At 65.5% G+C, this 25,116-nt stretch carries 22 protein-coding genes and 1 tRNA gene; 18 read left to right on the top strand and 5 right to left on the bottom strand.

Going from position 1 to position 25,116, the window contains the following annotated elements:
* Positions 1 to 10: 10 nt before the first annotated feature.
* Positions 11 to 976, top strand: coding sequence for a LysR family transcriptional regulator (locus KB874_RS15060; protein WP_212537384.1), 966 nt, complete (start codon positions 11 to 13; stop codon positions 974 to 976).
* Between the two features lie 113 nt (positions 977 to 1,089).
* Here KB874_RS15060 and KB874_RS15055 read toward each other — a convergent pair whose 3' ends face one another.
* Entirely contained in the window at positions 1,090 to 1,854 is a 765-nt protein-coding gene (locus tag KB874_RS15055) for an alpha/beta fold hydrolase (RefSeq protein ID WP_212537383.1), read from the bottom strand.
* Between the two features lie 117 nt (positions 1,855 to 1,971).
* On the opposite strand from KB874_RS15055, the gene KB874_RS15050 reads away from it, so the two are divergent.
* Positions 1,972 to 2,319, top strand: a complete 348-nt coding sequence (locus tag KB874_RS15050; protein WP_212537382.1) for a hypothetical protein — start codon at positions 1,972 to 1,974, stop codon at positions 2,317 to 2,319.
* Here KB874_RS15050 and KB874_RS15045 read toward each other — a convergent pair.
* Both KB874_RS15045 and KB874_RS15040 read right to left on the bottom strand, forming a co-directional pair.
* The gene (locus tag KB874_RS15045) at positions 2,316 to 3,017 is read right to left on the bottom strand and encodes an NUDIX hydrolase (protein ID WP_212537381.1); all 702 of its coding nucleotides are present in this window, start codon (positions 3,015 to 3,017) and stop codon (positions 2,316 to 2,318) included. The two genes, KB874_RS15050 and KB874_RS15045, sit on opposite strands and share 4 nt — an antisense overlap.
* A 34-nt stretch (positions 3,018 to 3,051) precedes the next feature.
* On the bottom strand, positions 3,052 to 3,438 hold the full coding sequence (locus KB874_RS15040) for a DUF983 domain-containing protein (protein ID WP_212537380.1): 387 nt from the start codon (positions 3,436 to 3,438) through the stop codon (positions 3,052 to 3,054).
* Positions 3,439 to 3,640: 202 nt separating this feature from the next.
* Here KB874_RS15040 and KB874_RS15035 point away from each other — a divergent pair, with 202 nt between their 5' ends.
* The 4 genes from KB874_RS15035 to KB874_RS15020 all read left to right on the top strand — a co-directional run bounded on the left by KB874_RS15035 (position 3,641) and on the right by KB874_RS15020 (position 5,770).
* Positions 3,641 to 4,249 carry an EF-hand domain-containing protein gene (locus KB874_RS15035; RefSeq protein WP_249200531.1) on the top strand — a complete coding sequence of 203 codons (609 nt, stop codon included), beginning with the start codon at positions 3,641 to 3,643 and terminating at the stop codon, positions 4,247 to 4,249.
* A gap of 95 nt (positions 4,250 to 4,344) precedes the next feature.
* On the top strand, positions 4,345 to 4,932 hold the full coding sequence (locus KB874_RS15030) for an RNA polymerase sigma factor (protein WP_212537379.1): 588 nt from the start codon (positions 4,345 to 4,347) through the stop codon (positions 4,930 to 4,932).
* Positions 4,925 to 5,269: a hypothetical protein gene (locus tag KB874_RS15025; protein ID WP_212537378.1), complete on the top strand. Its 345-nt coding sequence runs from the start codon at positions 4,925 to 4,927 to the stop codon at positions 5,267 to 5,269. The genes KB874_RS15030 and KB874_RS15025 overlap by 8 nt, the downstream gene beginning before the upstream one ends.
* 3 nt (positions 5,270 to 5,272) lie before the next feature.
* Positions 5,273 to 5,770, top strand: coding sequence for a periplasmic heavy metal sensor (locus KB874_RS15020; protein WP_212537377.1), 498 nt, complete (start codon positions 5,273 to 5,275; stop codon positions 5,768 to 5,770).
* Positions 5,771 to 5,778: 8 nt separating this feature from the next.
* Here KB874_RS15020 and KB874_RS15015 read toward each other — a convergent pair whose 3' ends face one another.
* Positions 5,779 to 7,233, bottom strand: a complete 1,455-nt coding sequence (locus KB874_RS15015) for a diguanylate cyclase (protein WP_212537376.1) — start codon at positions 7,231 to 7,233, stop codon at positions 5,779 to 5,781.
* Positions 7,234 to 7,335: 102 nt separating this feature from the next.
* On the opposite strand from KB874_RS15015, the gene KB874_RS15010 reads away from it, so the two are divergent.
* The 7 genes from KB874_RS15010 (at position 7,336) to KB874_RS14980 (ending at position 12,291) form a co-directional block, all read left to right on the top strand.
* Complete coding sequence (locus KB874_RS15010; RefSeq protein ID WP_212537375.1) at positions 7,336 to 7,620, top strand: DUF3572 domain-containing protein; 285 nt, start codon at positions 7,336 to 7,338, stop codon at positions 7,618 to 7,620.
* Complete coding sequence (locus tag KB874_RS15005; RefSeq protein ID WP_212537374.1) at positions 7,617 to 8,312, top strand: HAD family hydrolase; 696 nt, start codon at positions 7,617 to 7,619, stop codon at positions 8,310 to 8,312. The genes KB874_RS15010 and KB874_RS15005 overlap by 4 nt, the downstream gene beginning before the upstream one ends.
* Before the next feature lie 81 nt (positions 8,313 to 8,393).
* Positions 8,394 to 9,965 carry a trimethylamine methyltransferase family protein gene (locus KB874_RS15000; protein WP_212537373.1) on the top strand — a complete coding sequence of 524 codons (1,572 nt, stop codon included), beginning with the start codon at positions 8,394 to 8,396 and terminating at the stop codon, positions 9,963 to 9,965.
* A 180-nt stretch (positions 9,966 to 10,145) separates the two neighbouring features.
* A complete protein-coding gene (locus KB874_RS14995) occupies positions 10,146 to 10,712 on the top strand; it encodes a heme NO-binding domain-containing protein (protein WP_346346560.1) in 567 nt (188 codons plus the stop codon).
* Positions 10,709 to 11,719: a GGDEF domain-containing protein gene (locus KB874_RS14990; protein ID WP_212537371.1), complete on the top strand. Its 1,011-nt coding sequence runs from the start codon at positions 10,709 to 10,711 to the stop codon at positions 11,717 to 11,719. The genes KB874_RS14995 and KB874_RS14990 overlap by 4 nt, the downstream gene beginning before the upstream one ends.
* A 65-nt stretch (positions 11,720 to 11,784) precedes the next feature.
* Positions 11,785 to 11,859 (top strand) — tRNA-Gln (locus KB874_RS14985).
* 84 nt (positions 11,860 to 11,943) lie between these two features.
* Complete coding sequence (locus KB874_RS14980) at positions 11,944 to 12,291, top strand: ParB N-terminal domain-containing protein (protein WP_249200529.1); 348 nt, start codon at positions 11,944 to 11,946, stop codon at positions 12,289 to 12,291.
* A 498-nt stretch (positions 12,292 to 12,789) separates the two neighbouring features.
* On the opposite strand, the gene KB874_RS14975 is transcribed toward KB874_RS14980, so the two are convergent.
* Positions 12,790 to 14,652, bottom strand: a complete 1,863-nt coding sequence (locus tag KB874_RS14975; protein WP_212537370.1) for a BCCT family transporter — start codon at positions 14,650 to 14,652, stop codon at positions 12,790 to 12,792.
* A gap of 702 nt (positions 14,653 to 15,354) precedes the next feature.
* Here KB874_RS14975 and KB874_RS14970 point away from each other — a divergent pair.
* Genes KB874_RS14970 through KB874_RS14950 form a run of 5 tightly spaced genes read left to right on the top strand, consistent with a single transcriptional unit; the run spans position 15,355 to position 25,115 of the window.
* Complete coding sequence (locus KB874_RS14970) at positions 15,355 to 16,566, top strand: hypothetical protein (RefSeq protein ID WP_212537369.1); 1,212 nt, start codon at positions 15,355 to 15,357, stop codon at positions 16,564 to 16,566.
* Entirely contained in the window at positions 16,563 to 17,888 is a 1,326-nt protein-coding gene (locus KB874_RS14965) for a hypothetical protein (protein ID WP_212537368.1), read from the top strand. The genes KB874_RS14970 and KB874_RS14965 overlap by 4 nt, the downstream gene beginning before the upstream one ends.
* Positions 17,885 to 21,724 (top strand): coiled-coil domain-containing protein, encoded by a 3,840-nt coding sequence (locus tag KB874_RS14960; RefSeq protein WP_212537367.1) that lies wholly within the window; start codon positions 17,885 to 17,887, stop codon positions 21,722 to 21,724. The genes KB874_RS14965 and KB874_RS14960 overlap by 4 nt, the downstream gene beginning before the upstream one ends.
* On the top strand, positions 21,721 to 23,058 hold the full coding sequence (locus tag KB874_RS14955; protein WP_249200527.1) for a hypothetical protein: 1,338 nt from the start codon (positions 21,721 to 21,723) through the stop codon (positions 23,056 to 23,058). Before KB874_RS14960 ends, KB874_RS14955 begins: the two co-directional genes overlap by 4 nt.
* Positions 23,055 to 25,115, top strand: coding sequence for a hypothetical protein (locus KB874_RS14950; RefSeq protein WP_212537366.1), 2,061 nt, complete (start codon positions 23,055 to 23,057; stop codon positions 25,113 to 25,115). Before KB874_RS14955 ends, KB874_RS14950 begins: the two co-directional genes overlap by 4 nt.
* The last annotated feature ends 1 nt before the right edge of the window (position 25,116 follow it).

Raw genomic sequence — 25,116 nt, 5'->3', positions numbered from 1 at the left:
GAGCGGACGGATGCTGTTGAAGGGCGTGACCCTGAAGGGACTGGAAGTGTTCGAGGCCCTGGCCGCCACCGGCAGCGTCGCTGGCGCGGCCGAGCGCACGGGACTGTCGCAGCCCGCGGTCAGCCAGCAGATGCGCAACCTCGAGATCGCGCTGGGCGCGGACCTGGTGAATCACGGACGGCGGCCGATGATGCTGACGCCGGCGGGCCGGTCCTTCTTGGCGCGGACACAGACGGTCCTCAGCCAGTTGCGGCTGGCGCAGAATGAGCTGACCGCGATGGACCTGACCCATCTCAGCACGCTGAACCTCGGTGTGATCGACGATTTCGACAACGACCTGACACCGCGCCTGGTGTCGATCCTGGCCGAAAGCATGACGCGCTGCCATTTCAAGCTGATCACCGCGCCCAGCCACGAGATCTCGGACGCGATGAAGGGGCGTCGCCTGCACCTGGCGGTCGCGGCCTCGTCCGGCGCGGTCAGCGACGGGATCGTGGAATACCCGCTGGTGCGCGATCCGTTCATCTTCGTCTGCCCGGTGGGTGCGGTCGCCGACATGGGCGGCATCGACGCGGTCATGCACGGGCTGCCGCTGTTGCGCCACGACCGCGCGCAGCTGATCGGACGGCAGGTCGAGGCGCATCTGAAACGCCAGAACCTCGATTTTCCCGAACGGTTCGAGATCGGCGCGCACCTGTCGCTGATGACACTGGTGGCGCGCGGCGTCGGCTGGACGGTCACGACGCCGCTGGGCTACATGCGCGCCGCGCGCCACCACGACCGGATGGAGGTGCACAAGGTGCCGTTCAAGCCCTTCTCGCGCCAGATATCGCTCTTCGCTGCAACCGACTGGGCCGACCGCGTGCCGCGCGACGTGGCCCAGACCACCCGCGCCCTGATCCGCGAAATGGTCATCGATCCGGCCTTGCGGTTGTTGCCCTGGCTCGAGGGCGAGCTTCGTCTGCTCGATGGCTAAGGGGATCGCGCGCGTCATGTCGCCCAAGGTGACGTGGCCGCGCGCCGCTGAAAAGCCGGGCCATGCCGGTTTCTAAAACGGCAAGGCGAAGATTTCGGAAAGCTGAAAAATGCCTAGGGGATGAGGGTCAGGAAGGCGCGGACCGAGGCCTCGAACTCTCGCGGCTTGTCGGCATGTAGCCAATGGCCCGCGCCGGGGATCTTGGCAAACCGCGCCCTGGGGAACAGCGCGCGAATCCGGTCGCGGTGTTCCGGGCGGACATAATCCGACAGCGCGCCGGTCAGGAACAGCGTTGGTCCGTCAAAGCACCCCTCGATTTCGGGGAAGCCGAGGATCCCGGGCATCTCGGCGGCCAGCGTGTCGAGGTTCAGTTTCCATCGCTGCCCTTGCACGTCCAGCGACTGGGTGAAGAAGGTCTGCAACGCCTTGTCCTCGACCCGGTCCGCCAGTTGCGCCACCGCGTCCGAACGGCGTTCGACCTGGCTCAGGTCGACGGCGCGCATCGCCTCGATGAACTGGATCTGGCTGTGGGTGTAGCCTACCGGCGCGATGTCGGCGACGATCAGGCGGTTGACCATCTCGGGCCGGGTCAGCGCCAGCACCATCGACGCCTTGCCGCCCATCGAATGCCCGACCACGTCGGCGCGCCCGCCATGGGCCGCGATCACCTCGGCCAGGTCGTCGGCCATCGACGGGTAGTCGTGCACGTCTGTCCAGGGGCTGTCGCCGTGGTTGCGCATGTCGGGGGTCAGCACCAGCCGGTCCTCGGCCAGGCGACGGGCGATTACGCCCCAGTTCCGGCCCGAGCCATACAGCCCGTGCACGATCAGCAACGGCGGCAGCGCGCCCGGGGTTCCATGTGCGATCACGTTCAGCATGGGCCCCCTGATAGGCGTTTGCGGGACGTGTTTCCAGCGCGATCGCGCCCGTTCCGGTCCCGCAAGAGCGGCGTTTGCCCGTTGCAAGCGGGGCGGAACCCGCCCTAGGGTTGCGCCATGTCGCGATCAATGGAACCGCTCGAACGTCAGATGCAGCGTGCGCTGGGCCTGCCCAAAGGCACGCTGGACCAGACATTGCGCCGTGCGCGCAGGCTGCTGCCCCGGGACCTGCGGCGCGCGGCGGCGGCCTTGGCCGAGGCCCGGCAGGCCGAGGGCAATCCTCGGCTGGCCCGCCAGGTCGATCCGGCAAGATCGCAAGAGGCCGAGGCCCGGCTGCGGGCCTGGCTGTCCGGACCGGAGCCGCGCCGCCGCAAGGCGCTGCACTGGCTGGGAATCCTTGCGTCCTTCCTGGTCAGTCTCGCGCTTGGGCTGGGGATGCTGGCGGCGCTGGCGACCGCGACCTAGCCCTTCGTCCGGCGGCCGTGCAGGCGCAGGAACAGGCTTTCCTCGTCGTCGTTGCGAAAGAACGGCACCGATTCCGGCGGGTTGTCGTCCGCGGCGCGGGCCGCGATCTCGGCCAGCACCACCTCGGTGATGAAGGGCAGGTCGTAGTGTCGGATCTCGTCGATGGCGATCCATTGCAAGTGGCTGAGTTCATCCTCGGCGCCGGAAAAGTCGTCGGGGTCCGAGCATAGCGCCTCGGCGTCCACCAGGAAGAACCGCGCATCGAAGCGGCGCGGGCGGCCCGGCGGAGTGATGGCGCGAAACACGAATTGCAGCGCGTCGGCGGTTGGGCGGTGGCCGCTTCCTGCGAAATCCAGCCAGCCCGTCGGCACCTCGCCGGGCCAAGCGCCGGGTTCGCCCAGGACCTGACCGGTTTCCTCCCACAGTTCGCGGACGGCGGCGGCTGCCAGCGCAGGCACCAGCGCGGCGTCGGCATCCTCGGCCAGGCGGCTGGCACAGAGCGCGGGCAGGGGTCGAACCAGCGGCACGGTCGCGTCGGCGCGGTCCACCGCACCGCCGGGAAAGACGAACTTGTTCGGCATGAAGGCCGCCCTTGCGCCGCGCTGGCCCATCAGGACGCGCGGGCGCGTCGTGCGGTCGCGCAGCACGATCACCGTCGCCGCATCACGGATCGCTGTCTTGTCGATATGTTCTGTCATCTCTGCCCCGCTTGCGGGACGCGCCACGCCGGTATCAGGCGGGGTCGGCGAACCCATGCATCCCCCGCGCCCACTGGAACGCGACGATCGCCCCTTTCAGTCGCGGCAGAAGATAGAGCGACAGCCCGACGCAGCCAACCGCAAAGATCGTGAACAGGGTCAGCGGATCGGGGCGCCAGGCCTCGAACACGATCAACAGCAGCGGCGCCATGAGGTGACCGACAATCAGGATGGTCAGATAGGCCGGGCCGTCGTCGGCGCGGGCGTGGAACAATTCCTCGCGGCAGACCGGGCAATGGTCCCGGACCTTGAGGTAGCTCAGCATCATCGGCCCGGAGCCGCAGTTCGGACACCGGCGGCGCCAACCCTTCATCAGGGCAGGCCATGTCTCGCGCGGCGCATGGTGGTCTGTCTGTGTCATTCGGTCCTCATCGCTCCCACCGGCAACATCGCCGAGGGAATGTCGGTTTCGGAAGTGTGCGGATTGTCCTTGCGTCCGGATGTCGCAAATCACGTGGCCGTGTCTTTCGTGACGATCCGCGACGGGAAATCCACGCCCCGCCGTTGAAGCCTTCAGAGACGCCCGGGATGGGCTCGTTCTGGAAAAACGGAAGGAAACGGAAATGAAGACCAAGACCGCAACGATGATCGGTGGCGCGCTGGTTCTGGCGATGGGGCTGGGCGGGGTCGCCCTTGCAGCAGGGCCGGACGGCAAGATGCCGCGCGGCGAGCGCGGGGCGCAGATGTTCCAGCAGTTCGATACCGATGGCGATGGCAGCATCACCCGAGCCGAGATCGACGCCGCCGCAACCGCGCGATTTGCCGCCGCCGATACGGATGGCGACGGATTCCTGAGCGCCGAGGAACTGGCCGCCCATGCCGCCGCGATGCAGGCGGAACGGCATGCGGCCGGCTCGCAGCGCATGATGGAGCGGCTCGACACTGACAAGGACGGCAAGTTGTCGGCTGAGGAGATGGCTGCACGCGGCCCGGCCCGCATGTTCGACCGGCTGGATGCCGACGAGGACGGCGCGATCACCCGCGAAGAGATGGCCGAGGCGCGCATGATGCGCGGCCACGGTGATCGCGAGTCCGCGGGCAAGATGCGAAGCGGCCACGGCGAGGACGGCTATCGCCATGGCTACCGCGACGGGTTCCGCGACGGCTTTGGCATGAAGCGCGGCGAGCATGACGGCATGCGCGGCGACCATCACCGCTACCAGGACCGCTGAAGCGTATCCGTCCGGGCCGGTCTTTGTCGCCGGCCCGGACCTCACCCGCATTCCCGTCGCCCGCGAAACGCGATAGCGCTAAGACATGACCGCCCATGCCCTACGACGCGATGAACGACCGTGACGACGAGACGCTGCTGGCCGCCTATGCGGCCGGCGACGCGGCGGCGGCGCGGGCGCTGACCGCGCGGCTGACGCCGCGGGTCCTTGCTCATGCCTATCGTATGCTCGGGGGCGACCGGGCCGAGGCCGAGGATGTGACGCAGGAGGCGCTGCTGCGGCTCTGGCGCGCCGCGTCCGAGTGGCGGGCCGGCGAGGCCAAGGTCTCGACCTGGCTGTATCGGGTGACGGCGAACCTGTGCATCGATCGTTTGCGTGCTCGGCGCGGGAACACCGACCTGGACGCCATCCCGGAACCGGAGGACGGCGCGCCCTCGGCAATCGACGGGATGCAGGCGCAGGCGCGGGCCGAGGCGCTGCAGGCGGCGCTGATGCAGTTGCCCGACCGGCAGAGGCAGGCGGTGGTTCTGCGCCATATCGAGGGGCTCTCGAACCCCGAGATCGCGCAGATCATGGACATCGGCCCGCGGGCCGTGGAAAGTTTGACGGCGCGTGGCAAGCGCGCCTTGGAGGCGATGCTGCTGGGGCGGCGCGCCGAACTGGGGTTCGAAGACGATGGCTGACAGGCGCGACTCACTCGACGATTTCTGGACCGCGATGCGCGAGGAAGCGCCGCTGCCCTTGGGCGACGTGCTGGCGCGGATCGAGGCACAGGCGCTGGCCGAGCGCCCGGTGCCCGGCGCCCGCGTGGCGGCGCAGCCCTGGTGGCGCGGCGTGCTTGCGGCGGTGGGCGGCTGGCCCGGCGCGGCCGGTCTTGCTACGGCATGCGCGCTGGGCGTCTGGCTGGGCATCGACCCGCCCGCGGCGCTGGACGGCGTCTGGACCGGCGAGACCGCAGCGCTGGAGGCGCTGGGGGTCGATCCGCTCAGCGGTTACGATCTTGCTTGGCTGGAGGGGTAGCGCATGGCCGATACAGACATGGCGCCGAAAGGGCGCAACTGGCTGCGCGTGGTGCTGTTCGTCTCGCTGGCGCTGAACCTGCTGGTGCTGGGCGCGATCGCCGGGCGCATCCTGTCCGACGGCCCGCACGAGCGGGGCCGCCGCGACGGTGACGATCCGGCGATTCCCTATGCCCGCGCCTTCGAGCCCGATCAGCGCGCGGCGCTACGCCGCGACCTGCGCGGAGCGTTCGAGCGGCACCGCCCCGCAGGAGATATCCTGGCGGAATACCGGCAGGCGCTGGACCTGCTGCGCGCCGATCCATTCGATCCCGGCGCCTTCGACACGCTGCTGGACCGGCAGGCGGTGGGGGCAGAGGCCCGCCGCCGGGCCGGTCAGGCGGTGCTGTCGTCGCAGATTGCGGCCATGTCGCCCGAGGCGCGTCGCGCCTATGCCGCGCGGCTGGAGGCCGAACTCGATCGGCTGGCCGAGCGTCGCGCGCGGCCGATGCCGCGCGACTGACCCGCTGTTCAGCCCTGCGCCTTGCGGCGGGCCTCGTCGCCCTCGAGCGCATAGGTCGGGGGCAGCGGCGTGGTGCCCGGCGCGACGAGTCGCGTGACGGTATCGGCCATCACCACCATGTTCCGCCCCTGGCTCTTGGCCCCGTAGAGCGCGCGATCAGCCTTGTCTATCAGGCTTTCGGGGCTTTCGCCGTCGCTGGGGTGGCCCACCGCGACGCCGATGCTGAGCGTCACGCGCACCTCGGCGCCATCGGGCAGAAGAACCGGCTGTTCGGTCATCACGGCGCAGAGCCGTTCGGCCGTGCGCTTGGCCGCCTCGCGGCTGGCATCGGGCATGACAATCAGGAATTCCTCTCCGCCGAGGCGCGCGATCAGGTCGGCGGCTCGCAGGTTGTTGCGCAGTCGTTCGGCCAGTTCGACCAGCACCGCGTCGCCGGCGCTGTGGCCATACAGGTCGTTCACCCGTTTGAAATGGTCGAGGTCGGCCACCAGCAAGGCATAGCTGCGCCCCCGGCCCAGAGACCGTTCGGCGAGTCGATGCATGTGCGGCAAGGCGTAACGCCGGTTGTAGAGCCCGGTCAGCGGATCGGTCAGCGCGGCGCGCAGCCCGTCGCGCATGTTGGCGCGCAGCCGGTCGGCCGTGCGCTTGCGCGCCGCCTGCTTGCGGATGCGCAAGGCCAGTTCGGCGATGTCCGGTCCGTTGGCCAGCAGGTCGTTGGCGCCCATGTCCAGCGCGGCGGCGGCCTCGCGCCGCTGGTGGGGATAGGCAACGTAGATCAGCGCGGAATGGCGGGTGTCGGTGCGCGAACGCAGTTGCGGCAGCAGCGCCAGCCCCTCGCCCCCCTGTCCACCGCTTTCCAGAAGTACGAACACGTCCGGCGCCGGGTTGCGGTCACGCAGCACGTCGTCGGGTTCGATCAGGTCGATCCGGTCGGGCAGCGCCTCGCGCAGCGCCTCGAGGATGCGGTGCGCCTCGTCCCGGCCACAGGCCGGCACCAGCGCCACCCGTGCCGGGGGCGCGAAATCCGACGGCGGCTCGGCCAGGCCAAGTGCGCGGCGCGTGTCCTCGCGCAGTTCCAGTTCCGATTCGGCATCGCGGGCGCGGAGCAGAGAGCGCAGCCGCGCCAGCAGCACCAGGTCGTCGACCGGCCGGCTCAGCACGTCGTCCGCACCGGCGGCCAGCGCGGCAAGCCGTTCTTCAGGCAGGTCCTCGCCCAGGATCAGGATCACCGGCAGGCGCGAGCCCACCGCATGCCGCCGCAGCGCGGCGCAAAAGGCCTGGCCGGTCATGTCCGGCAGGTTCGACGAGGCGATGACAAGGTCGGGGCGGTGCCGCTTCAGCGCGACAAGCGCCGATTTCCCGGTGGCTGCCTGCATCACATCGTAGAACGCGGTCGCAAGCTTCACCCGCAGAACGATGCGGTTCGTGGGGACCGAATCGACGATGAGAATGCGTCCAGTCATGCAGCCGTTCCTCTGGCGAAAGCCGAGGCCGTCTTTGCGGCCTTGTATAGGTCTACAAATTGCGGAACTTTAGTTAACAAACCCTTTCAGGATTGAGGAAACATGTCAGTGTCGCAGCAAACCGCCGAGACCGTCGGGCTACAGGCCGTGGCCTGGCTGGCCGGGCAGGACGATCTCCTGCCGGTTTTCCTTGGCGCGACAGGCGCTTCCGAGGCAGATTTCCGCATCGGGCTGGAGGATCCCGACTTTCAGGGATCGGTGCTCGACTTCATCCTGCTGGACGACGCCTGGGTGGCGCGGTTCTGCGAGGCGCAGGGGTTGGATTACCGCCTGCCGATGCAGGCAAGGGCCCTGCTGCCGGGCGGCGGCCAGGTGCACTGGACATGAGTCGCTTCGACGCGGTCCTGTTCGACAAGGATGGCACGTTGTTCGACTTTGGCGCGACCTGGGTCGCCTGGGCCGAGGCGTTCCTTCTGCGGGCCTGCGCGCAGGACCGGGCCCAGGCGACACGCGTCGGGCGCGGGATCGGGTTCGACCTGGAGGCGCGGCGGTTCGATCCCGGCAGCATCGTCATCGCCGGCACGCCTGCCCAGGTGGCCGAGGCGATCGGGCCGCATTTTCCGCAATACGGCCCTGCGACGCTGATCGACCTGCTGAACGAGGAGGCCGCACGCGCCCCGCAGGCCGAGGTCGTGCCGCTGGTGCCCCTTCTGGGACGATTGCGGTCGGCCGGGTTGCGGCTGGGCGTGGTCACAAACGATGCGGAAATACCGGCGCTCGCGCATCTGGACGCCGCCGGGGCGCGTGACCTGTTCGATTTCGTGGCCGGGTTCGACAGTGGTTTCGGGGCCAAGCCCGCCCCGGGCCCTCTGCTGGCCTTCTGCGACCGGCTGGGAGTGAATCCGGCGCGCTGCGTCATGGTCGGTGACAGCCTGCACGACCTGCATGCCGGGCGCGCGGCGGGCATGGCGACGGTCGGCGTGCTGACTGGCATGGCCAGGTCCGATACGCTGGCGCCGCAGGCCGACGCGGTGCTGCCGGATATCGGGCATCTTCCACTCTGGCTGGGCATCCCTTGAAAACGACCGGTTCGGTCGCATTCCGGCACGACCGCGCGGTGCGGCCCGTGTCTGCTGAAGGAACCGTTTCCGGAGGATGCCATGACCGTAGCCGAGCAGCAGGATGCGAAGAAGCGGCGCCGCGCGGGTGGGCGCGCCGGGCATGATGCAAGGCGCGGTCATTCCGCGATCGAGCAGAAGCCCTGGGTCCTGCCGCGCAACCCCGACCGTCCGACAGAGCCGCTGAGCGCAGAGGGAGTCGCGCGCCTGCACGAGGCCGCCATGCGCATCCTCGAGGAAATCGGGATCGAGTTCCTCCATCCCGAGGCAGTGGATATCCTGCGCAAGGCGGGCTGCATCGTGTCGGGCACGAATGTCCGCATGGGGCGCGACCTTGTCATGGCGCAGGTCGCGCTGGCGCCGCGCAGCTTTACCATGACACCGCGAAACCCGGACCGGACGCTGCTGATCGGCGAGAACGTGATCCTGTTCGGCAATGTCTCGTCCCCGCCGAACTACTGGGACCTGGAAATCGGCCGCAAGGTCGCCGGCACGCGTGAGCAATGTGCCAACCTGCTGCGGCTGACGCAGTATTTCGACTGCATCCACTTCGCTGGGGGGTATCCGGTGGAACCGGTCGACGTGCACCCCTCGGTCCGGCACCTGGACGTGCTGTTCGACAAGCTGACGCTGACCGATAAGGTGGTGCATGCCTACAGCCTCGGCCCCGAGCGGGTCGAGGACGTGATGGAAATGGTGCGCATCGCGGGCGGTCTCAGCCACGAGGAATTCGACGCCACCCCGCGCATGTATACCAACATCAACTCGACCTCGCCGCTGAAGCATGACGAACCGATGCTCGACGGCTGGATGCGCCATGCCCGCCGCGGTCAGGGCTGCATCGTCACGCCCTTTACGCTGGCCGGGGCGATGGCGCCGGTGACGATGGCCGGCGCCGTGGCCCAAAGCCTGGCCGAGGCGCTGGCGGCGGTGGTGCTGGCGCAGCTGGTCCGGCCCGGCGCGCCCTGCGTGATCGGCACCTTCACCTCGAATGTCGACATGAAATCCGGTGCGCCCGCCTTTGGCACCCCGGAATACATGCGCGCGACGCAAATGACCGGCCAGATGGCGCGGTTCTACGGTTTGCCGATGCGCTCTTCCGGCGTCTGCGCCGCCAACGTGCCCGACGGCCAGGCCATCTGGGAGACAGAACACAGTCTGTGGGCCGCGATGCAGTCCGGCACCAACATGGTCTATCACGCCGCCGGCTGGCTGGAGGGCGGGCTGATCGCCAGCCCCGAGAAATTCGTGATGGATTGCGAGATCCTCAACCAGTTGATCCGCTACATGGAGCCGGCGATCTGGGACACCTCGGACGAGGCGCTGGCCGTCGATACGATCGCCGAGGTTGGCCCGCATGGCCATTTCTTCGGCTGCCAGCACACGCAGGACCGCTACGCCACCGCCTTCTACCAGCCGTTCCTGTCGGACTGGAAGAACTACGAGGCCTGGGAGGCTGCGGGCGCCGTCTGGACCGCCGAGCGCGCGCACGTTGTCTACAAGCGCATCCTGGCCGAGTTTCAACCGCCGCCGATGGACCCGGCCATCCGCGATGAACTCGCCGCTTTCGTGGCAAAGCGAAAGGAGGAGGGCGGCGCGCCTACCGACTTCTGACCGGCGCGATGCCCCGCGGCTCTGTCCGTCGACGCGCATCTTCTGCCCGCCGTTCGCGAAATATTCCCGGACAATTGAGCCCTTTTCCAAATCATTAAGTGTGGTTGATGCATCTATTTGGCGTCACCAAACGGAAGGGGTGTCATGCACGGCCTTGTCCTGAGAACATTGCAGGTTTTCTTGCAGGATACCTACGGGTCCGAGACCTGGCAGGTAATCGCAGCGCGTGCGAACATCGATCCGCCCGAGTTCGAGGCGATGCTGCACTACGATCCTGCATGCCTGCCGGCCGTTCTGTCCACCGCCAAGGCGGTTCTGAACAAGCCTGTTGAATCCCTGCTCGAGGATGTCGGCATCTACCTGATCTCGCATCCGAACTGTGAAAGACTGCGGCGGCTGATGCGGTTCGGCGGGGTCGATTTCATCGACTTCCTGCACTCGCTCGAGGATCTTCCGGAACGCACCCGGCTGGCCGTATCCGACCTTACCCTGCCCGAGCTCGAGTTGCGCAAGCATCGCGACGGCACGTTCGAGCTGCGGCTGTGCAGCCCGGTGCCGGGCTATGGGCACGTGATGGTCGGTGTGTTGCGGGCGATGGCCGACGATTACGGCGCGCTTGCGCTGCTGGACCATACCGGGCGGATCGGGGATTTCGAGACGATTTCGATCGCCGTGGTCGAAACCGATTATTCCGAGGGGCGGCGTTTCGACCTTGTCGGGCCGGTGCCGGACAAGAAGGCGGGATGATGGAACGGATGACGCCCTCTATGCTCGACAGTCTATGCCCGCTGCATGTCATGCTGGACCGCTCCGGGTTCATCCTGCGGACGGGCCCCACCCTGGCCAAGCTCGATCTGGGCCTGGCGCCGGGCAAGGCCTTCCTGACCGAGATGGAGGTGCTGCGCCCGCGACAGGTCGAGACGATGGCGCAACTGCATGACCTCGCCGGACGCAAGCTCCACATCCGGCAGAGTTCGGGATTCCGGACCCAGTTCAAGGGCGCCTTCGTTCCCGATGGTCATGGCGGTGGCGTCGTGGACCTGTCCTTCGGTATTTTCGTGCAGGAATCCGTTCGCCGCTTCGGTCTGACCAGTCGGGATTTCTCCCCCACCGACATGTCGGTCGAGATGCTCTACGTGATCGAGGCGAACAGCGCCGCGATGGAATCGTCACGCCGCCTGAACAACCGCCTCCAGACGGCCATGTTCGCGGCCGAGGAACGTGCGCTGACCGACATGCTGACGGGTCTCGGCAACCGCCGGGCGCTGGAATTGGTGCAAAGCAGGCTGCATCGCGCCGGTGGCGATTACGCGCTGATGCACCTGGACCTCGATTTCTTCAAGCAGGTGAACGACAGTCTCGGCCATGCCGCCGGCGACCGAGTCCTGCGTGCGGTGTCGCGCGCGATGCTGTCCGAGATCCGCAAGGACGACATGGTCGCGCGGATCGGGGGCGACGAATTCGTCATCATCTTCATGAACGCCATGACAAGCAACAGGCTTGCCGACGTTGCGCGGCGTCTCATTGGCAGAATCGAAAAACCTATCGACGTGGACGGAGAGCAATGCGCGATCTCGGCCAGCATCGGAATCGCGCAATGCCAAGCCGCCGAATTCGAGCCGGAAGAGGTTCTCAAACATGCCGACATCGCCCTTTACACCGCCAAGCGCGAAGGCCGCGGCAGGCACAGCTTCTACGACCCCGAAGCCGCGATCGAGAAGGACGAGGTACCCCGGCAGATTGCCGACGGCTAAGTTGAAATTTCGCTGATCTGGGTCTTGATCCTTCCGGCAGCCCACAGTAATTACCCCCGCACGGTTGGGGCGTAGCCAAGTGGTAAGGCACCGGTTTTTGGTACCGCGCACCGTAGGTTCGAATCCTACCGCCCCAGCCAGTCATCCGAACAGATCGTGACGTGTTATGCTGTAAGGCCTGTTGGTGGCCTATTTCTGCCGCAGTGCTCCAAGGGATGCCCCAGATGCGGGTGATCGGTACGCTGAAGTGGTACCACCGGCAGTCTCAGTCTGTCCTGAAGAGCAGGCTGGCTTGTTGGCCGAAACTGAAGCATGCTCGTGGGATGTTGGAAAAGCAAAGCATCGCAATTGAAGATGTCCGTGTGCCTCTCAAGCGGAAGAAGACGCTGGATGAGGCAAAGGTGCAGGTGATCGCTGCGAGCATCATCGAGGACGGTCAGCTGACACCGATACAGGTGCGCGCGGACGGAGCCGGTTTCGTGCTCGTGGAGGGTCTGCACCGGCTCGAAGCGCTCCGGGTGCTGGGTGAGACTGCGGTGGATGCTTACCTCGTGCGGGCTCGTTTGCACTAGGTGGTAAATTGGCTACCGGGGACCTTGGGACGATCCCACCGCCGAATACGAGATCTCTCGAAGAGATACTCAGAGTCGCCTCCGTCGGGTACAACGGGTGGCTGAACCTTCACTCCGCCCCCCTACAGCATGTCGAAGTCTATGCCGTTGGCCGCCGCCTCTCAGTCGGCGCGCTTGTTGTCAGCCCTGCTCCCAACTTACAGATGCTCGGGATTGATACACAGCTCGTAATGGCACCGGTGTCGAACCACGTCATCCAACGTCAGCACCTCCTGGTTCACCATGGCATAGATGAAGCGATAGGCTCTCGTCTGGTAACCCCCTGAAGCACATCTTCCGCCTCGATGGCCCGGGTTTCACCAGGCATCCCTCTGGCGTCACCGCTCGTTTTCTACCGATGAATCATGCCGATCGACCGAAACCAATGAGTCCCGAGCCCAGAGATCAAGCCGGGCAGGAAAAGATCCCCGCCCGGCCGGCTACAGGATGCAAGGCGAATTATTCGGCAGGTTGCCCCGCCGCGTCGCTGGGAAGTTCGACGTAGGTTGTCGGCAGCCCGTGGTACTCCCGCCGACCATCGCGCCAGATCGCCTTCACCAGCGCCAGACCCATCAGGACCATGACGACGCTGAAGGGCAGCGCGCCTATTACCATCGCTGTCTGGATGGCACTCAGGCCTCCGGCGATGATCAATGCGCCCACCACCAACGCCAGCGCGGCGCCCCAGAAGAGGATGTGTGGACGCGCCTTTGGGCCCTCGTCGCCTGCGGCGTTGATCGTGTTGATGATCAGAACAGCCGAGTCTGCCGAAGTGACAAGATACGTGAGCAGCAGGATCACCACGATCACCGACATGATATAGGCCAGTCCGTCCGACAGCATGACTGCCAGCATGGCAAAAAGCTGATCGGACTGTCCCGCACCCTGGATGGCGCCGTCCGCGACGCCTTGCAGTTCCAGATCAATGGCAGTTCCGCCTACCAGCGCGAACCAAACGAAGCACATCACCGCCGGGATGATCATCGCACCCAGCACATACTCCCGGATCGTCCGACCCTTTGAGATTCGGGCAAGGAAGACCCCGACGAAGGGAGCGAAGGCGATCCACCAAGCCCAGTAGAAGATCGTCCAGGCGCCCTGCCAACCGGAGAGCCGCCCTTCTGTGCCGGCGGCATAGGCGCCAGAGATGGCCTCTTGCGGCAGACTGGCGGCCGCAGCGGGTAGTCCCTCCTGGAAGGAAGAAAGCGTGCCCCAAGGGCTGGTCGCAGCGCTATGAACCGCAGCGAGATCCTCGGCCGGCAAAGCGGCCACTGCGGCGGGCGCATTGGCGATAAAGGTCTCGATCGAGACAGGCTGGAATACCGCAAAAATATTTGTCGGAATGGACACAAGGTAGTCGAACATGCCGACAAAGAGCGTCGACAGGCCAAAGAAGGTCGAGCCGAACACGAGGAAGAAGATCAGAACGAAGAAGCTCAGCCCCATGTTGATGTTGGACAGCCACTTGATGCCCTTGCCCACGCCCGAGAGAGCCGAGAGGGTCGACGCCCCCATGATCACCAGCAATGCGACTATGATGCCCGCGGTTGAGGAACTTACGGTGCCGTCCGCGGCTGTCGTCTGCAACCAGTCGCCCGCGCCGATGCGGACAAGGCCGGATACAAACTGCTCCACACCGAAGCCGAGGGTTTGCGACACGCCCAGCACGGTGGCGACCACCGCGACGATGTCCACCAGGTGTCCAATCGGACCGGAGAGGGACGTCCCGAAAATCGGCACAAGCGCCGATCGGATGGTGAGCGGGAGCCCCCGTCTGTAGCTGAAGAAGGCAAGCGCCAGACCGACAATTGCGTAGGATGCCCAGGCCGCCAAGCCCCAGTGGGTGAAGGACCAGATATAGGCATCACGCACGTTTCCGGCCGTGCTGCCCTCCGTCGCGCCGGTGATTGTCGCGGGGTTCGTACCGAAATGGTACATCGGCTCCGCCGTGGCGAAGGTCAGCATGCCAATGCCGATACCGGCCCCGAACATCATGGAAAACCATGAGAAGTTGCTGAATTCGGGTTTGTCCGTCTCGATCCCCAGTTTGAGCCTCCCCGCCGTGGGCCAGAGCGCCAAGGCAAAGCAGAGGATGACAAAGAAGGCCATCACGTAGACATACCAAAAGCTGAAAGTCGCCAGGATGATGCTGTTCAGCGCGCCGAGGACGTCCGCCGCCTGGTCCGGGAAAGCCACGGCCCAGAGGATCAGCCCACCCACGAGGAGCTTGGCCGTGATCGTGACATCCTTTGTAAAGCCGTGGTAAAAACCGCCTTCCGCAGTCTTGATGGGCAATTCCGTCAATGGTGGTTTGATGGGCATTGGATAATGTCCCTCCTGATTGCTATCTGGCTCGTCTTTCAGGGACTTTCTCCCTGCTGCGAGCTTCACCAGGCCCGAAGTGGCCGATGAGAATGCACCTGGATGCACAACGTTCGACCGTAGCCGCGAACCACCAATTTACCAAACAATCTTTTTATTTTCAGCGCGAAGCGGGCGTTCTGCAGGAACTGCGCACGCCAATGCCATCCCACAACGGTGCGACTTTGCTCAGCGGATCACATCGACTGACATGAGAGCATGAGAGGCAAGAATCGCCTGCATTCGAGGGCAGGACATGGTCTTTGATGCGCGGGACGTGACTGGCCATGATGAGATCACTGGCTGTCTTCTCTGCCGCGTGCAGGATCTTTGAGGCTGTATCCGCCGGCGCAGTCCGCGAAGACCTCCTCGACCTGGAAAAGATGCTCCGGAATGTCGTCGAAAGCGCGGATGGTGACGATGCTGCCCGCACAAGCATAGCCATCTCCGCGCTATCGATTGACCCTGATGGCCGGGGACAAGCGGGGCGCCCGCCGGCATGTGGCTGCCTATCTCTTGAAGGCTTCATGAACGGCAGGGGCCGGTCTGGCACCGCTCCGCTGCCGACCTCTCGAAGCTGGGCTGACACGCCAGGTCGAGCCGTCAGCACAAGTCCTCGCAGTCCGGGTTGAAATCCGATGCCTACCGCGAATCGCTGTTTCGGTGTATTGTGAGGCCAGTGCCACCGTTATGGTTGTTTATTGCAGCCCCAGGATTTTTTGGGGTCATAGAGTATTTCCAGGAAGGCGTGACATGGATTGGGCCGACCGATTTCGAAGGATATTGCGTGGCTTCTTGCCGGCTGTCCTTCTTCAACTGTCTGCGCTGACGGCCGGATCCGCAGCGGCACAGAACGGCTGTGGCGCGTCCCTTGCCCAATGTGATCTCCAGCAGGACCAGGCCTGCCTCGAACGGACTTATGCGTGCGGCGCGTATGACCGGGTTCTGTCCACGCTTTTCGTCGAGGACCTGGCGCCAACCATCGACCAGAAGTTCTACATCGGCGCGTCCTTTTTCGGCATGTTCCTGCGCGAGCGGGCCGCCGGTCTGGAATGCGAGATGGCCAAGCAGTCCCGCGAATACCTCTTCGACTACCTGGGCAGCGTCGACGAGGAATTCACCCGGACAGGGCAGTTCGGCACGGTTCGCCAGATGCGACAGATCCACAGCGCTGCGCAGATGTTCGAGCGCCTGTCGACCGTTCGGGGATGCCCGGAATCCGCTTTGACGCGCGCCACCGTCCAATCCATCGCCCGGAGCGAGGCCAAGCGCTATGCCACCGACGTCTTCCTGTCGCCGCCGGCCGCCGTTTCCGACAGTTACCAGACCCTGCAACTGGCCCTGCGCGGCTTCGTCAGCAAGGCTTCGGACCTCGAGACCGGCCTTGCCCTGCGCAACGCCGAGATCGACGCCTCGCTAAACCGGCTGCTGGCCATCCGCGCCTTGTTCGAGGAGGTCTTCGGCGGTGTGACGGGGGCGGGCGCCACGCTTGCGGTCGACACGGCCGTTCTGGATGCGCTGGCGTCCCAAAACGCTGGCCGGCTGCGCAGCGTGCAGATCCAGCAAGGCAACTTCTCTGCGGCCTTGAACGGAATTTCCCTCGAGGATTACGCCGCGCTCCGGCAGGAAACGATTGCCGCCGCACAGCAATTCATGAAGGAATCCGCGTTTCACATCAACATGATCGGAATCCTGATGCCGACCGATCCGGCGCGACCGTTCCCGCGGCTCGAAGACGCTGTGAACGCCGAGGGGCCGGGCCGGCAAGCGCGCGAGGATTACGCCCGGATCAAGGCGGACTGGTCCGGGCATGGGGCGACAACCGGGATCTGCACTGGCGAGGCAGCATCCCGGCTCGTGTGGTACTGCCGATGAAGACGCTTTTCCTGTCCATGCTGATGTTGGCGGCATTCTGGCCCGGCACCGCCGTGGCGCAGGATACGATCGTCGACCGGCGCTACAGTTCGGACAAGCTCGACACCTTCTGGGCCTCGACACTTGGCGCCGAGGCGCCCGATGCGTCGCTGTTCGACATGATGGTGCCGGGAACGCCGGACAGCGTGGAACCCGTGACCGACGCCGCGCCGGATTTCGGCCTGCCCGGGCTGGGGCAGATCATCGGCGAAACCGCGACCTCCGGCGCGGGGCAGGGCACGAGGCTGGCTTTCCCGGTGATCCCGTTGGCACCCGAAGAGGCGGCAGTTCTGCATCGCCGGCTCGCGTTTGCCGAGTTGTATCTTGGCCGTTACGAGTTCTACGAGCGGGCAAGCACCGATACAGCCGCCATTCTGGACGGCCTGACCCGGCACCAGGTGGCCGCCGGCCTGGAGGCCTACCTGTCCTATGCACGCCTCTACTTCGCGCAACCCACCATGACCGAAAAGTGCAGGATGCTTCGGCGGATCAGGGCGTTGTCTGCCGGTGTTCTGTCGACACGGGGCACGGTGGACGTGCCGGCCGGCTGGGAAGCCCTGTTGCCGATCCAGGTGGCGACGGCGGAGCGTCTGGAGGATTCGCCGCTTGCCGCGCTCGTGTGTTCGGTCGAGCCGGTCCGCGGCCGTGGCGAAACCGTCCGCATCGTCGAAACCCGCGTTCGAGAGACCGTGGCAGCCGAGGCGCGCGCCAAGGTCGAGGACAGCCTTGTTCTGCTCGACGCCGCGGCCGCCGAGTTCCAGGACCTCGTCAACCGCATGGATGTCGAGATCAAGTCGGCCGAAATCCTCGATCTTGAGCGCCGTTTCGGCAATGCCGCGGCGAACCTTCGGCTGGTCAAGGAGGACGGGCTGAACGCCGACGTCACGATCGCGGAATTGAACGCTGTGGACCTGTCGACGCTCAGGCAACCCGGCCAATTGCAGGACCTGGAAACGGCGCAGGCACGCATGTCGCAGATGGCCGAACGGATGCGCACTGTGCTGAACCAGCTGGCGGCCCTTGCCGACGTCACGGCCGATCCGGCGTTGTCCCTGTCCCTGTTCAACTGTGCGCAGCTTCGTGGGCTATATCAGAATCTCGACTTCCAGCGCGATACCGGTGTCCTGACGGCGTCGATCCAGGGGCCGTATGATGCCTGCCTGACTTCGGCGCGCACTGTCGCGTCCTCGCTGACCGCGCCATCCCTTCAGGCCGCCTTCATGGCCGAGCTTGCGCATCACGTTCGCCGCCTGTCCGAAAACCTCCTGGAGAGCCAGAGATGAGACACCTGCGCACATGGTCGCTTGTCCTCGCGATGCTGGTCGCAGGCGTTACGTCGGCGCAGGCGCAGTCCTGCACGGATGATGACCTGCAAGCGGCCACCGACAATGCCGGTCGCCTGACCACGCTGCTGCGCATTGCCAATTTCCGCGGCGATCTGAAATACATGGGGGAAGTCGCCGGAGAGCTCGAACAGTATCTGGCAACCTGCGGCGACGATCCGGCGGGCCGGTTGCCGCTGGTCTGCGGGTATGACTGCCATTTGCAGCTTGCCCGCTACCGGCTTTTCCTTGCGGCCAACCTGCCTTTCCTGTCGACGGCCGGGACGCTGGATCGCGGCGGCACGATACTCAGCCCGCAGGAGGCGCAGCGCAACGCCAACGAGGGGATCGCGATTGCCGAGCGCGGGTTGAAGTTCCTCGCCCGGCAGCAAGGCGGCGGCGAAGGTGCGCAGGCAGAGGCCAGCTTCCGCACCTTCACGCAGCAACTGGTCGGATTGAACGCGGTGAAGATCCGCCTGTTCATGAGCACCGGCGATGCCTGGTACCAGACCATGTCCGAGGCGCGCGTCAAGGCGCTGAGCTTTGCCGTCACCTCGGCGATCGAGGCGGGGTCCGGGGCGGGCCTCGAGTCGCAGCCGAACCTGCACAAGGCCCATACACAGTACCAGGCCGCGCTGTGGTCCCTGATCGAGACCAGCATGGATATCCCCGGCGAGACGACCTATGACGATCTGCGCGCCGAGATCCTGCTGCTGGAAAACGACCTTCAGGCGCGCCTGCACAGCGTCGAGAGAGGGTTTCTTTTCCTCAACCTCGACCCGGACGCCTTCACGACGATCCCCTTCGAGGAATTGCAGCAGCGGCTGGCCGAGACCTCGCGCGACATCGCCGAGATCGAAAGCAGGATCGAGGCGGTCGTGCGCGCCTGGAGCGCGGCTCTGGAATCGCAGGCCAACCGCGACATAGACGAACGGCGCACCGTGCGCAGCCAGCAGATCAACCTGATCGCCCACCAGATCGGCAAGATCGAACAGGAGGCGCAGGTCTTTGCCAATGATGTCCGGCAGGAGATCCAGGGCATTTCGGCCGATCGGGACACGTTTGCCCATCGCCAGAACATCCGGCAACTCGAAATCGCCCTCGCCACCAAGATCGCCGAATTCGAGAACCGCCGCTCGCAGATCGAAGGCCGCCAGGAACTGGATCTGATCGTCTTGAGCAAGGAAGCCGAAGTCGAGCGCAGGAACGAACTGCGCTGGCTGCTGAATTTCGAGATGACGCGGATGAACCTGGATCTTCAGGTCTCGTCGATCAATTCGCAGATCAACGAATACGAACGGCAGATCGCGCGGAACATGAACCAGCGCGAACAGCTTGACAGGCAGCGGCAGATTCTTGCAACCCAGATTTCCAACGCCGAGGCCGGCATCGGCCAGGCGCTGGCGGATATCGAACTGCTGGAGATCAGGCGCAGCGACCTGTTCGAGAAGAAGCGCCGCGTGATGCGGACCGACATCTGCAACGTCGAGTCGCAACTGGCCTTCATCGGCGAGTCGCCTGCCACCCCCTTCGTCCCGCTCCTGCCCAGCGAAGAGCCCTGCGACGTGCCGACCCCCAGCTTCACCCGGACGGAATACGTCGCGAACATGTGCGGCGAGGGCGGCGAGCCCGGACTTCGCGGCAAACTGCTGAATGCACAGATCCAGGCCCGCGCCTTCACGGTGAAATGCGTCGTCGGCGCCGCCGATTTCTCGGACCTGCAATCGATGGTGGAGGGATCGGTGATGATCTCTGCGGACGCGACCCTCGCCGAGGAAATAGCGGATGTGGATTGCGGCGCCTTCACGCAGACCGAGACCGATTTCGCCAAGGCTATCTACGAGGCCGAAAAGGAGATGCTGCAGAAGCAGGAAGACGATTTCAACGAGGCGAAGCAGCAGGTTATCGATCAGCTGAACGAAGTGCAGGCGTGGTTCGTGGCGTTCGAATTCACCACGCAATCGGCGAATGTGATACTCACGATCGCCGAGGCCACCTATGCGACTGCGACACTGGTTCCCGTCATGACGACCGCCGTCGCTGGCATGTCGAGCGGTGTCTATACCGAAATCGATGCAGCGCGCACCGCAAAGGCAACCGTCGAGGCGGCGCGCAGCGTGCTGTCCAGCATCATCAGCGCCGGCCGCGTCACCCAGCAGCACATCAACCAGATCAACCAGCTGAACCAGCAGATCGACCGCTATCGCCAGCAGACCGAGCAGATCGACTACCAACGCGCAATCAAGGCGGTTGCGCTGCACCGGACGCATTTCCAGTTGGCGGGCCAGCGGGCCGACGGCCTGAGCGACATAAAGGAACTGACGCTTCAGAATTCCATGGCGGCGGTGGAATGCGAAAGCCAGGAACTCGGCATCGATGAACAGGTCTCCCGGCTGACGGCGGATCACGCGCGTCTCCTGGCGTCGATGGATCTCCAGGCCCGCGAGAACGACCTGGTCGATTTCGAGTTCGCGCGTCAGCAGGGCGCCATAGAGCGGTTTGAACGCGACATCGACGTGCTGTCGCTCGAGATGGAAAACGTCGCGCTGTCCGACTTCCAGCTGGCGGCCGATACCACGCGGATCGACGAACTGATCGATGCGGCACAGCAACGGATCGAACGCGTCGAGCAGACGCGTGGGACGATCACGGCGCTGGCCGACGAAAGCCAGGCGGCGACCAACCTGATCAACGAACTGCGTGAAAGGCAGTCGCAGCAGATGCTGGCCCTGAGTGACGAGGAACTCGGCTTCGTTGAGGCGCGCATCCGGGACGAAACGTCGAACACCGAAACGTTGGTGGCCGAGCTGAACAACGCCATTGGCCTTTCTCTGAAGAACAATGAACTGGAGCAGTCGATAACGCAATTCCAGGCGGAAACGCTGGCCCGCGTGTCCGAGCAGCAGGAAGAGATGACTGCGCTGGTCAGCCAGATCGACGATCCGGCGGAACGGAGCCGGCTGTTCATCGCCAGCCAGGAAACGCTTGCGGAACTTCTGGAAGGCATCCCGGACTACATCGATGGCAAACGCCGGTCGCTGGCGACGGCGAACCGGCTGCTGCACCTGATGCGCCAGCGCTACACGACGGTCCATGCCTTTACAGGCGATGCGGTCGATTTCCCGTCGACCTACGTCACGACGGGCGCGCAACTCGATCAGCTGGTGGACGACATTGTGAACCGGCGCTTTTTCGACGAGCGCCAGATCAACATCGACGTGGCGCGCGTCGTTGTGCCCTCGAATTCGGGTTTCATGAAGCGGCTGGCGCTGACCGATGCGGTCGAGTTCGAGATTTCGCCCTTCGCCCAGACCGAGGCCGAGATGCGCGAACTGGGATACTTCGTGCTCTGGGATCGCGAGAAGTTCCGCGACCGCAAGAACATGTCCCTGATCGACGTCCTGGTGGGGACCCAGTACCAGTGCACCGGCTCGCAGTGGAACCGCTTCTCGCTCGAGCATATGGGCAGCGGGTCGATCTTCCGGCCGCTTGCCGAAGGCTCGGACGAGATGGTGGCCGATATCGTCACCGGTCCACGCCGCCTGTCGTTGCAGACCTTCTACAACCTCGCCGACAGCGAGGACGATCTGCGCCGCGTGGTGAATTACTGGCTGTTCGACCGGTTCCAGGTGCGCAAGTTCCCGCGCCAGCCCGGCCCGCCCAACGATCCGTCTGCGGTTTTGCCATTTCTCGGCGCCCCGCTGATCTCGACATACCGGATCGGGCTTCACCCGTCGGACTGCCCCTTCGATGGCGCGGTCTTCACCGTCTACTTCATATTCGCGAGTGCGCCATGATCACCCGTCTCATCCTGACCGGTCTCGTGATGGCCGCGGCCCAGGGCGCGGCGGCCCGCGAGGTCTTTGTCGACAACCTGGCCGGTTACGTGATCGAGGCGGACATTCTCGATGCTCCGGGCTGCACGGGTCCTGCCTTTGACACCCCGGCGCTGGAGGATTTCGAAAAGGGCCTGTGCCGGTTCCACAAGCCCGCCCGCAGTGCCGAACAGACCGAGGCCGCAGCGCGCGACCTGCGCCGGGCGCAGACCCTGGGCCTGCCGCCGGTTCACCAGCAGCTTGCGGCGCTGACCTCGGGGCTGCTGCAATGCGCCGAGGCGCAGCGGCACCTCGATGCGTTTCGTGCCAGCGGCCAGATGGCCCTGCTGGAGCGGGAGCGGTTCTGCAAGGCGCGGCGGCTGTCGCAGGCGGATCTGAACGCGATCCGCTGGGATCACGCCCTGTTCGACTATGCCGAAGGCATGGCGCCCGAACGCCGGCTGACGGCGCGCCTGACCGAGATGAGCGCTTGTCATGCCGGGGTTCTGGCCCCGGCTTTCGATGCGGAATGCGGGCTCATCACCAATGTCACCGCGACCGAGATCGAGGCCTTTGTCGACGAGGCCGTGGCAGACGTGATCACGACCTATTTCCGGGGGGTCGAAAGCCCGATCACGGCCATGTTCGCCCGCAAGCGCTCCCGGGCGGAAGGCATCCTCGAACGGGCCGGCACCGCCATCGCCGAGCTGGGCGCACGGGCCGCGGAACTGAATGACGAATACGATGTCTACGAGACGGTCTACTCGGCTGCCCGGGATGCCCGGATGACGCCGATCTACGAAAATTACCGGGACGCGATCCTTCAGGCTACGGCGATCCTCGACGAATACGAACGTTGGAAAGGCGGTCTGTTCATAACCTCCGAGAACGTGAACCTGCTGCCGAAGATCGTCGAGCGCAGGGATGACATCGCCGATGAACTGGGACGGATCACCGAAACCGACTTCCTGCCCAGGGCCGAGAAGATCGTGGAGGATGTCCGCGCCCTCGTGAACGCCGAGGCCGCCAACCGGGATCTCATCGGCAAGCTCTGCCGCGTCTATTTCTGCGAATTGACGACGCTGCGGAACCGTGCGGCGACGATCGATGTCTGCCGTCAGCCAGGTCTTGCGGACAATCCGCTTTGCCTTGGGCAGAACGGCGCGCCCGTCAGCGGGGTGCTGTCCGTCGCGTTCGGCGGCGGGCAGACCATCGCCGTCCAGGACCTGTGCCGCTCTGCCGGGGTGGACCAGGTCTTCCTCGCGGTCGGGTTGTCGCCAAGCACGGCAAGGACCTGCACGGAGGCCTTGCCATGAGACATCTCCTTGCGGTGCTGACGACCTTGTTGATGCCACTGGCTCTCTGGGCTGCGCCGCCGGGGCTTGCCGTCTACGTGACGGATGAAAACGTCGATGTCTATGTCGCCACATACGGCGATCAGGCCGTGGAACTCACGGGATGCACGGGCGAGTCGGCGGCGCGGGCGATCCTCGCCCTCGATGGTGGCGTTCCCGTTGACGTCACGACGTTTTCCGTCCTGAGCGCGGATTTCGCCCTTGGCGCGCATCCGGCCATTCCGTGCCTGGCCGCCCCGCCCGAGGAAACGGCCTGGCCTGCCGATACGAGGATCTGGGCCGATCTCGAGGGGTCGGGAAACTATTTTCTCGCCGCACCGGATGGCCCGGAATTCTATGCCCTGCCGCGCCGCTGCGAGACCCTGAAGGCGGCCCTTGACATCCGCGCGCGGTTGCAACGCAGCGGTGTGCTGCAAGGCCTCGACGCACCGCCCGGTGCCGTTGTCCGGGTGACGCTCGATTGCGGCGACGCGGTGCCCGGCGATCCGGCCGGTCCCCAGCAGCCCGCCGTCGGCGCATCCGCGACATGGAGCCTGCACAGCATCGACGTCCTACTGTCCGATGTCGGGTTGGATCGAATCTTCGTCGCGCGGCTGTCGCCACCAGAGGGCAGCATGGAGCCGCCGCGATATCTGCCTGTCTGGCGCCTTGACGGACAGCCGGTCGCGGAGCTTTTCCTGACCGGAGGCGATGCGCTGGACGCCGCCGAAAGCAGATTGAAGGCGTTGCTGGGGCAGGGCGCCGATGCGCCCGTCACGTTGCTGGGGGCCGAGGCGCGCACGTCGGTCGACAATGCGCTTTACGCCGATATCTGCACCGAAGGATGCGACGGCTACGACCACCGTCACGGTTACTTTGCCTTTCCCGGCGTGGATTTCCAACTGACCGAGGACAATGTCGTTCCGCTTGTGCCCGCCATCGACAGGCTGGGTCGCCCGCGCCTCGGCTTCAGCTTTGGACCGAACCGCCAGGCAGTCTTCATCGGATGCGGCGTCCTGATTTCGGCGATGGGCCTTTCGGACGCAGGCAGCATGGAGTGGGCGGAGGCCGCGCGGTTCGCCGAGGCGCGCGCGGGATCGGACCGGAGAGAGGCCTTCATCTGCCCGCCGCCGGATGTGCTGACCTGCCTGCGGCGGATCGCGCCGGGCGCGTCTCTCACCGCGTCCAGCTTTCGTCCGGGGGCAGCCTGCGCGGGCCGTCGCATCCTTGACCTTCGCCTGCCGGCGCTGTCGCGATCCACAAGCACGATCAACCTGGACGGCAGTTCCTTCGACGAGATCATCCTGCGACCCGACGACGGGCTGGAAAAGGCCCAGCTTCGCGTCGCACCGGGCCAGTCGGCCGGTGTCTCCGCGTGCCTGTTGTCGCGGACGGAAAGCCTGATCTCGGCGCGCGGCCTGCCGCGCCTGTCAGTCTACGCGGTCGACCTGGTGCGCGAAGGGGAAACCGGCGGCGGCGAGGTCATCGGGATCGAGGTCGAGAACGGCACGCTGGCCGCCGAGGCGCTGACGGTCATGGGCGATTCCGAGTTGAGCCGCGCAGTGGCCAGGGGCCTGAGCCTGTGTCGCGCCGATCTTTATCTCGGCGCGGTCGCGCTGCATGGCAACGCCGTCGCCCTGCAGGCTTTCGGGTCGCGGATCCTTGGGCTGGGCGGGGACGAGGCGCCGCTGACACTGTCATCGGATGTCTACGGGCTGATCCTTTCAGGCGGAACGCAGGCGCGCTTCCGCGATGCCGAGGTGAACGCGCGAACCGGGCTGGTCCTGCGCACGGCGCAGGTCAGCGGAACGCGGGTCGCCCTGGTGTCGCAGGGACCATCCGGCGGCGTGGGCGACGCGCTGCAACTCAACGGGGTCTCGACGGCCGAGTTCTTTTCGTCGCTCGCGCGGGGTTTCCGTTGCGTCGCCGCTTTCTGGAGTGCCGAACCCAGTGTCCGTTTCGTCCTGCCGTCAAACCGGCTGTCGGCCGAGAACACGATGCTGTCCTGCGGGGCGGGGGCCCTTGTGATCGAGGAATAGG

Source organism: Thetidibacter halocola (genome assembly GCF_018224955.1).
Lineage (GTDB): Bacteria > Pseudomonadota > Alphaproteobacteria > Rhodobacterales > Rhodobacteraceae > Thetidibacter > Thetidibacter halocola.
The sequence above is the reverse complement of the archived record's forward strand: the minus strand, read 5'-3'. Positions and strand labels throughout refer to the sequence as shown.

Coding starts and splice junctions, on each gene's coding strand:
- KB874_RS15040 (WP_212537380.1), bottom strand. CDS start 3,438: ATGACACAGACAGACCACCATGCGCCGCGCGAGACATGGCCTGCCCTG.
- KB874_RS14980 (WP_249200529.1), top strand. CDS start 11,944: ATGCGGGTGATCGGTACGCTGAAGTGGTACCACCGGCAGTCTCAGTCT.
- KB874_RS14950 (WP_212537366.1), top strand. CDS start 23,055: ATGAGACATCTCCTTGCGGTGCTGACGACCTTGTTGATGCCACTGGCT.
- KB874_RS15050 (WP_212537382.1), top strand. CDS start 1,972: ATGTCGCGATCAATGGAACCGCTCGAACGTCAGATGCAGCGTGCGCTG.
- KB874_RS14960 (WP_212537367.1), top strand. CDS start 17,885: ATGAGACACCTGCGCACATGGTCGCTTGTCCTCGCGATGCTGGTCGCA.
- KB874_RS15025 (WP_212537378.1), top strand. CDS start 4,925: ATGGCTGACAGGCGCGACTCACTCGACGATTTCTGGACCGCGATGCGC.
- KB874_RS14955 (WP_249200527.1), top strand. CDS start 21,721: ATGATCACCCGTCTCATCCTGACCGGTCTCGTGATGGCCGCGGCCCAG.
- KB874_RS14965 (WP_212537368.1), top strand. CDS start 16,563: ATGAAGACGCTTTTCCTGTCCATGCTGATGTTGGCGGCATTCTGGCCC.
- KB874_RS15035 (WP_249200531.1), top strand. CDS start 3,641: ATGAAGACCAAGACCGCAACGATGATCGGTGGCGCGCTGGTTCTGGCG.
- KB874_RS15015 (WP_212537376.1), bottom strand. CDS start 7,233: ATGACTGGACGCATTCTCATCGTCGATTCGGTCCCCACGAACCGCATC.
- KB874_RS15055 (WP_212537383.1), bottom strand. CDS start 1,854: ATGCTGAACGTGATCGCACATGGAACCCCGGGCGCGCTGCCGCCGTTG.
- KB874_RS15000 (WP_212537373.1), top strand. CDS start 8,394: ATGACCGTAGCCGAGCAGCAGGATGCGAAGAAGCGGCGCCGCGCGGGT.
- KB874_RS14975 (WP_212537370.1), bottom strand. CDS start 14,652: ATGCCCATCAAACCACCATTGACGGAATTGCCCATCAAGACTGCGGAA.
- KB874_RS15005 (WP_212537374.1), top strand. CDS start 7,617: ATGAGTCGCTTCGACGCGGTCCTGTTCGACAAGGATGGCACGTTGTTC.
- KB874_RS15010 (WP_212537375.1), top strand. CDS start 7,336: ATGTCAGTGTCGCAGCAAACCGCCGAGACCGTCGGGCTACAGGCCGTG.
- KB874_RS15030 (WP_212537379.1), top strand. CDS start 4,345: ATGCCCTACGACGCGATGAACGACCGTGACGACGAGACGCTGCTGGCC.
- KB874_RS15060 (WP_212537384.1), top strand. CDS start 11: ATGCTGTTGAAGGGCGTGACCCTGAAGGGACTGGAAGTGTTCGAGGCC.
- KB874_RS14990 (WP_212537371.1), top strand. CDS start 10,709: ATGATGGAACGGATGACGCCCTCTATGCTCGACAGTCTATGCCCGCTG.
- KB874_RS15020 (WP_212537377.1), top strand. CDS start 5,273: ATGGCCGATACAGACATGGCGCCGAAAGGGCGCAACTGGCTGCGCGTG.
- KB874_RS15045 (WP_212537381.1), bottom strand. CDS start 3,017: ATGACAGAACATATCGACAAGACAGCGATCCGTGATGCGGCGACGGTG.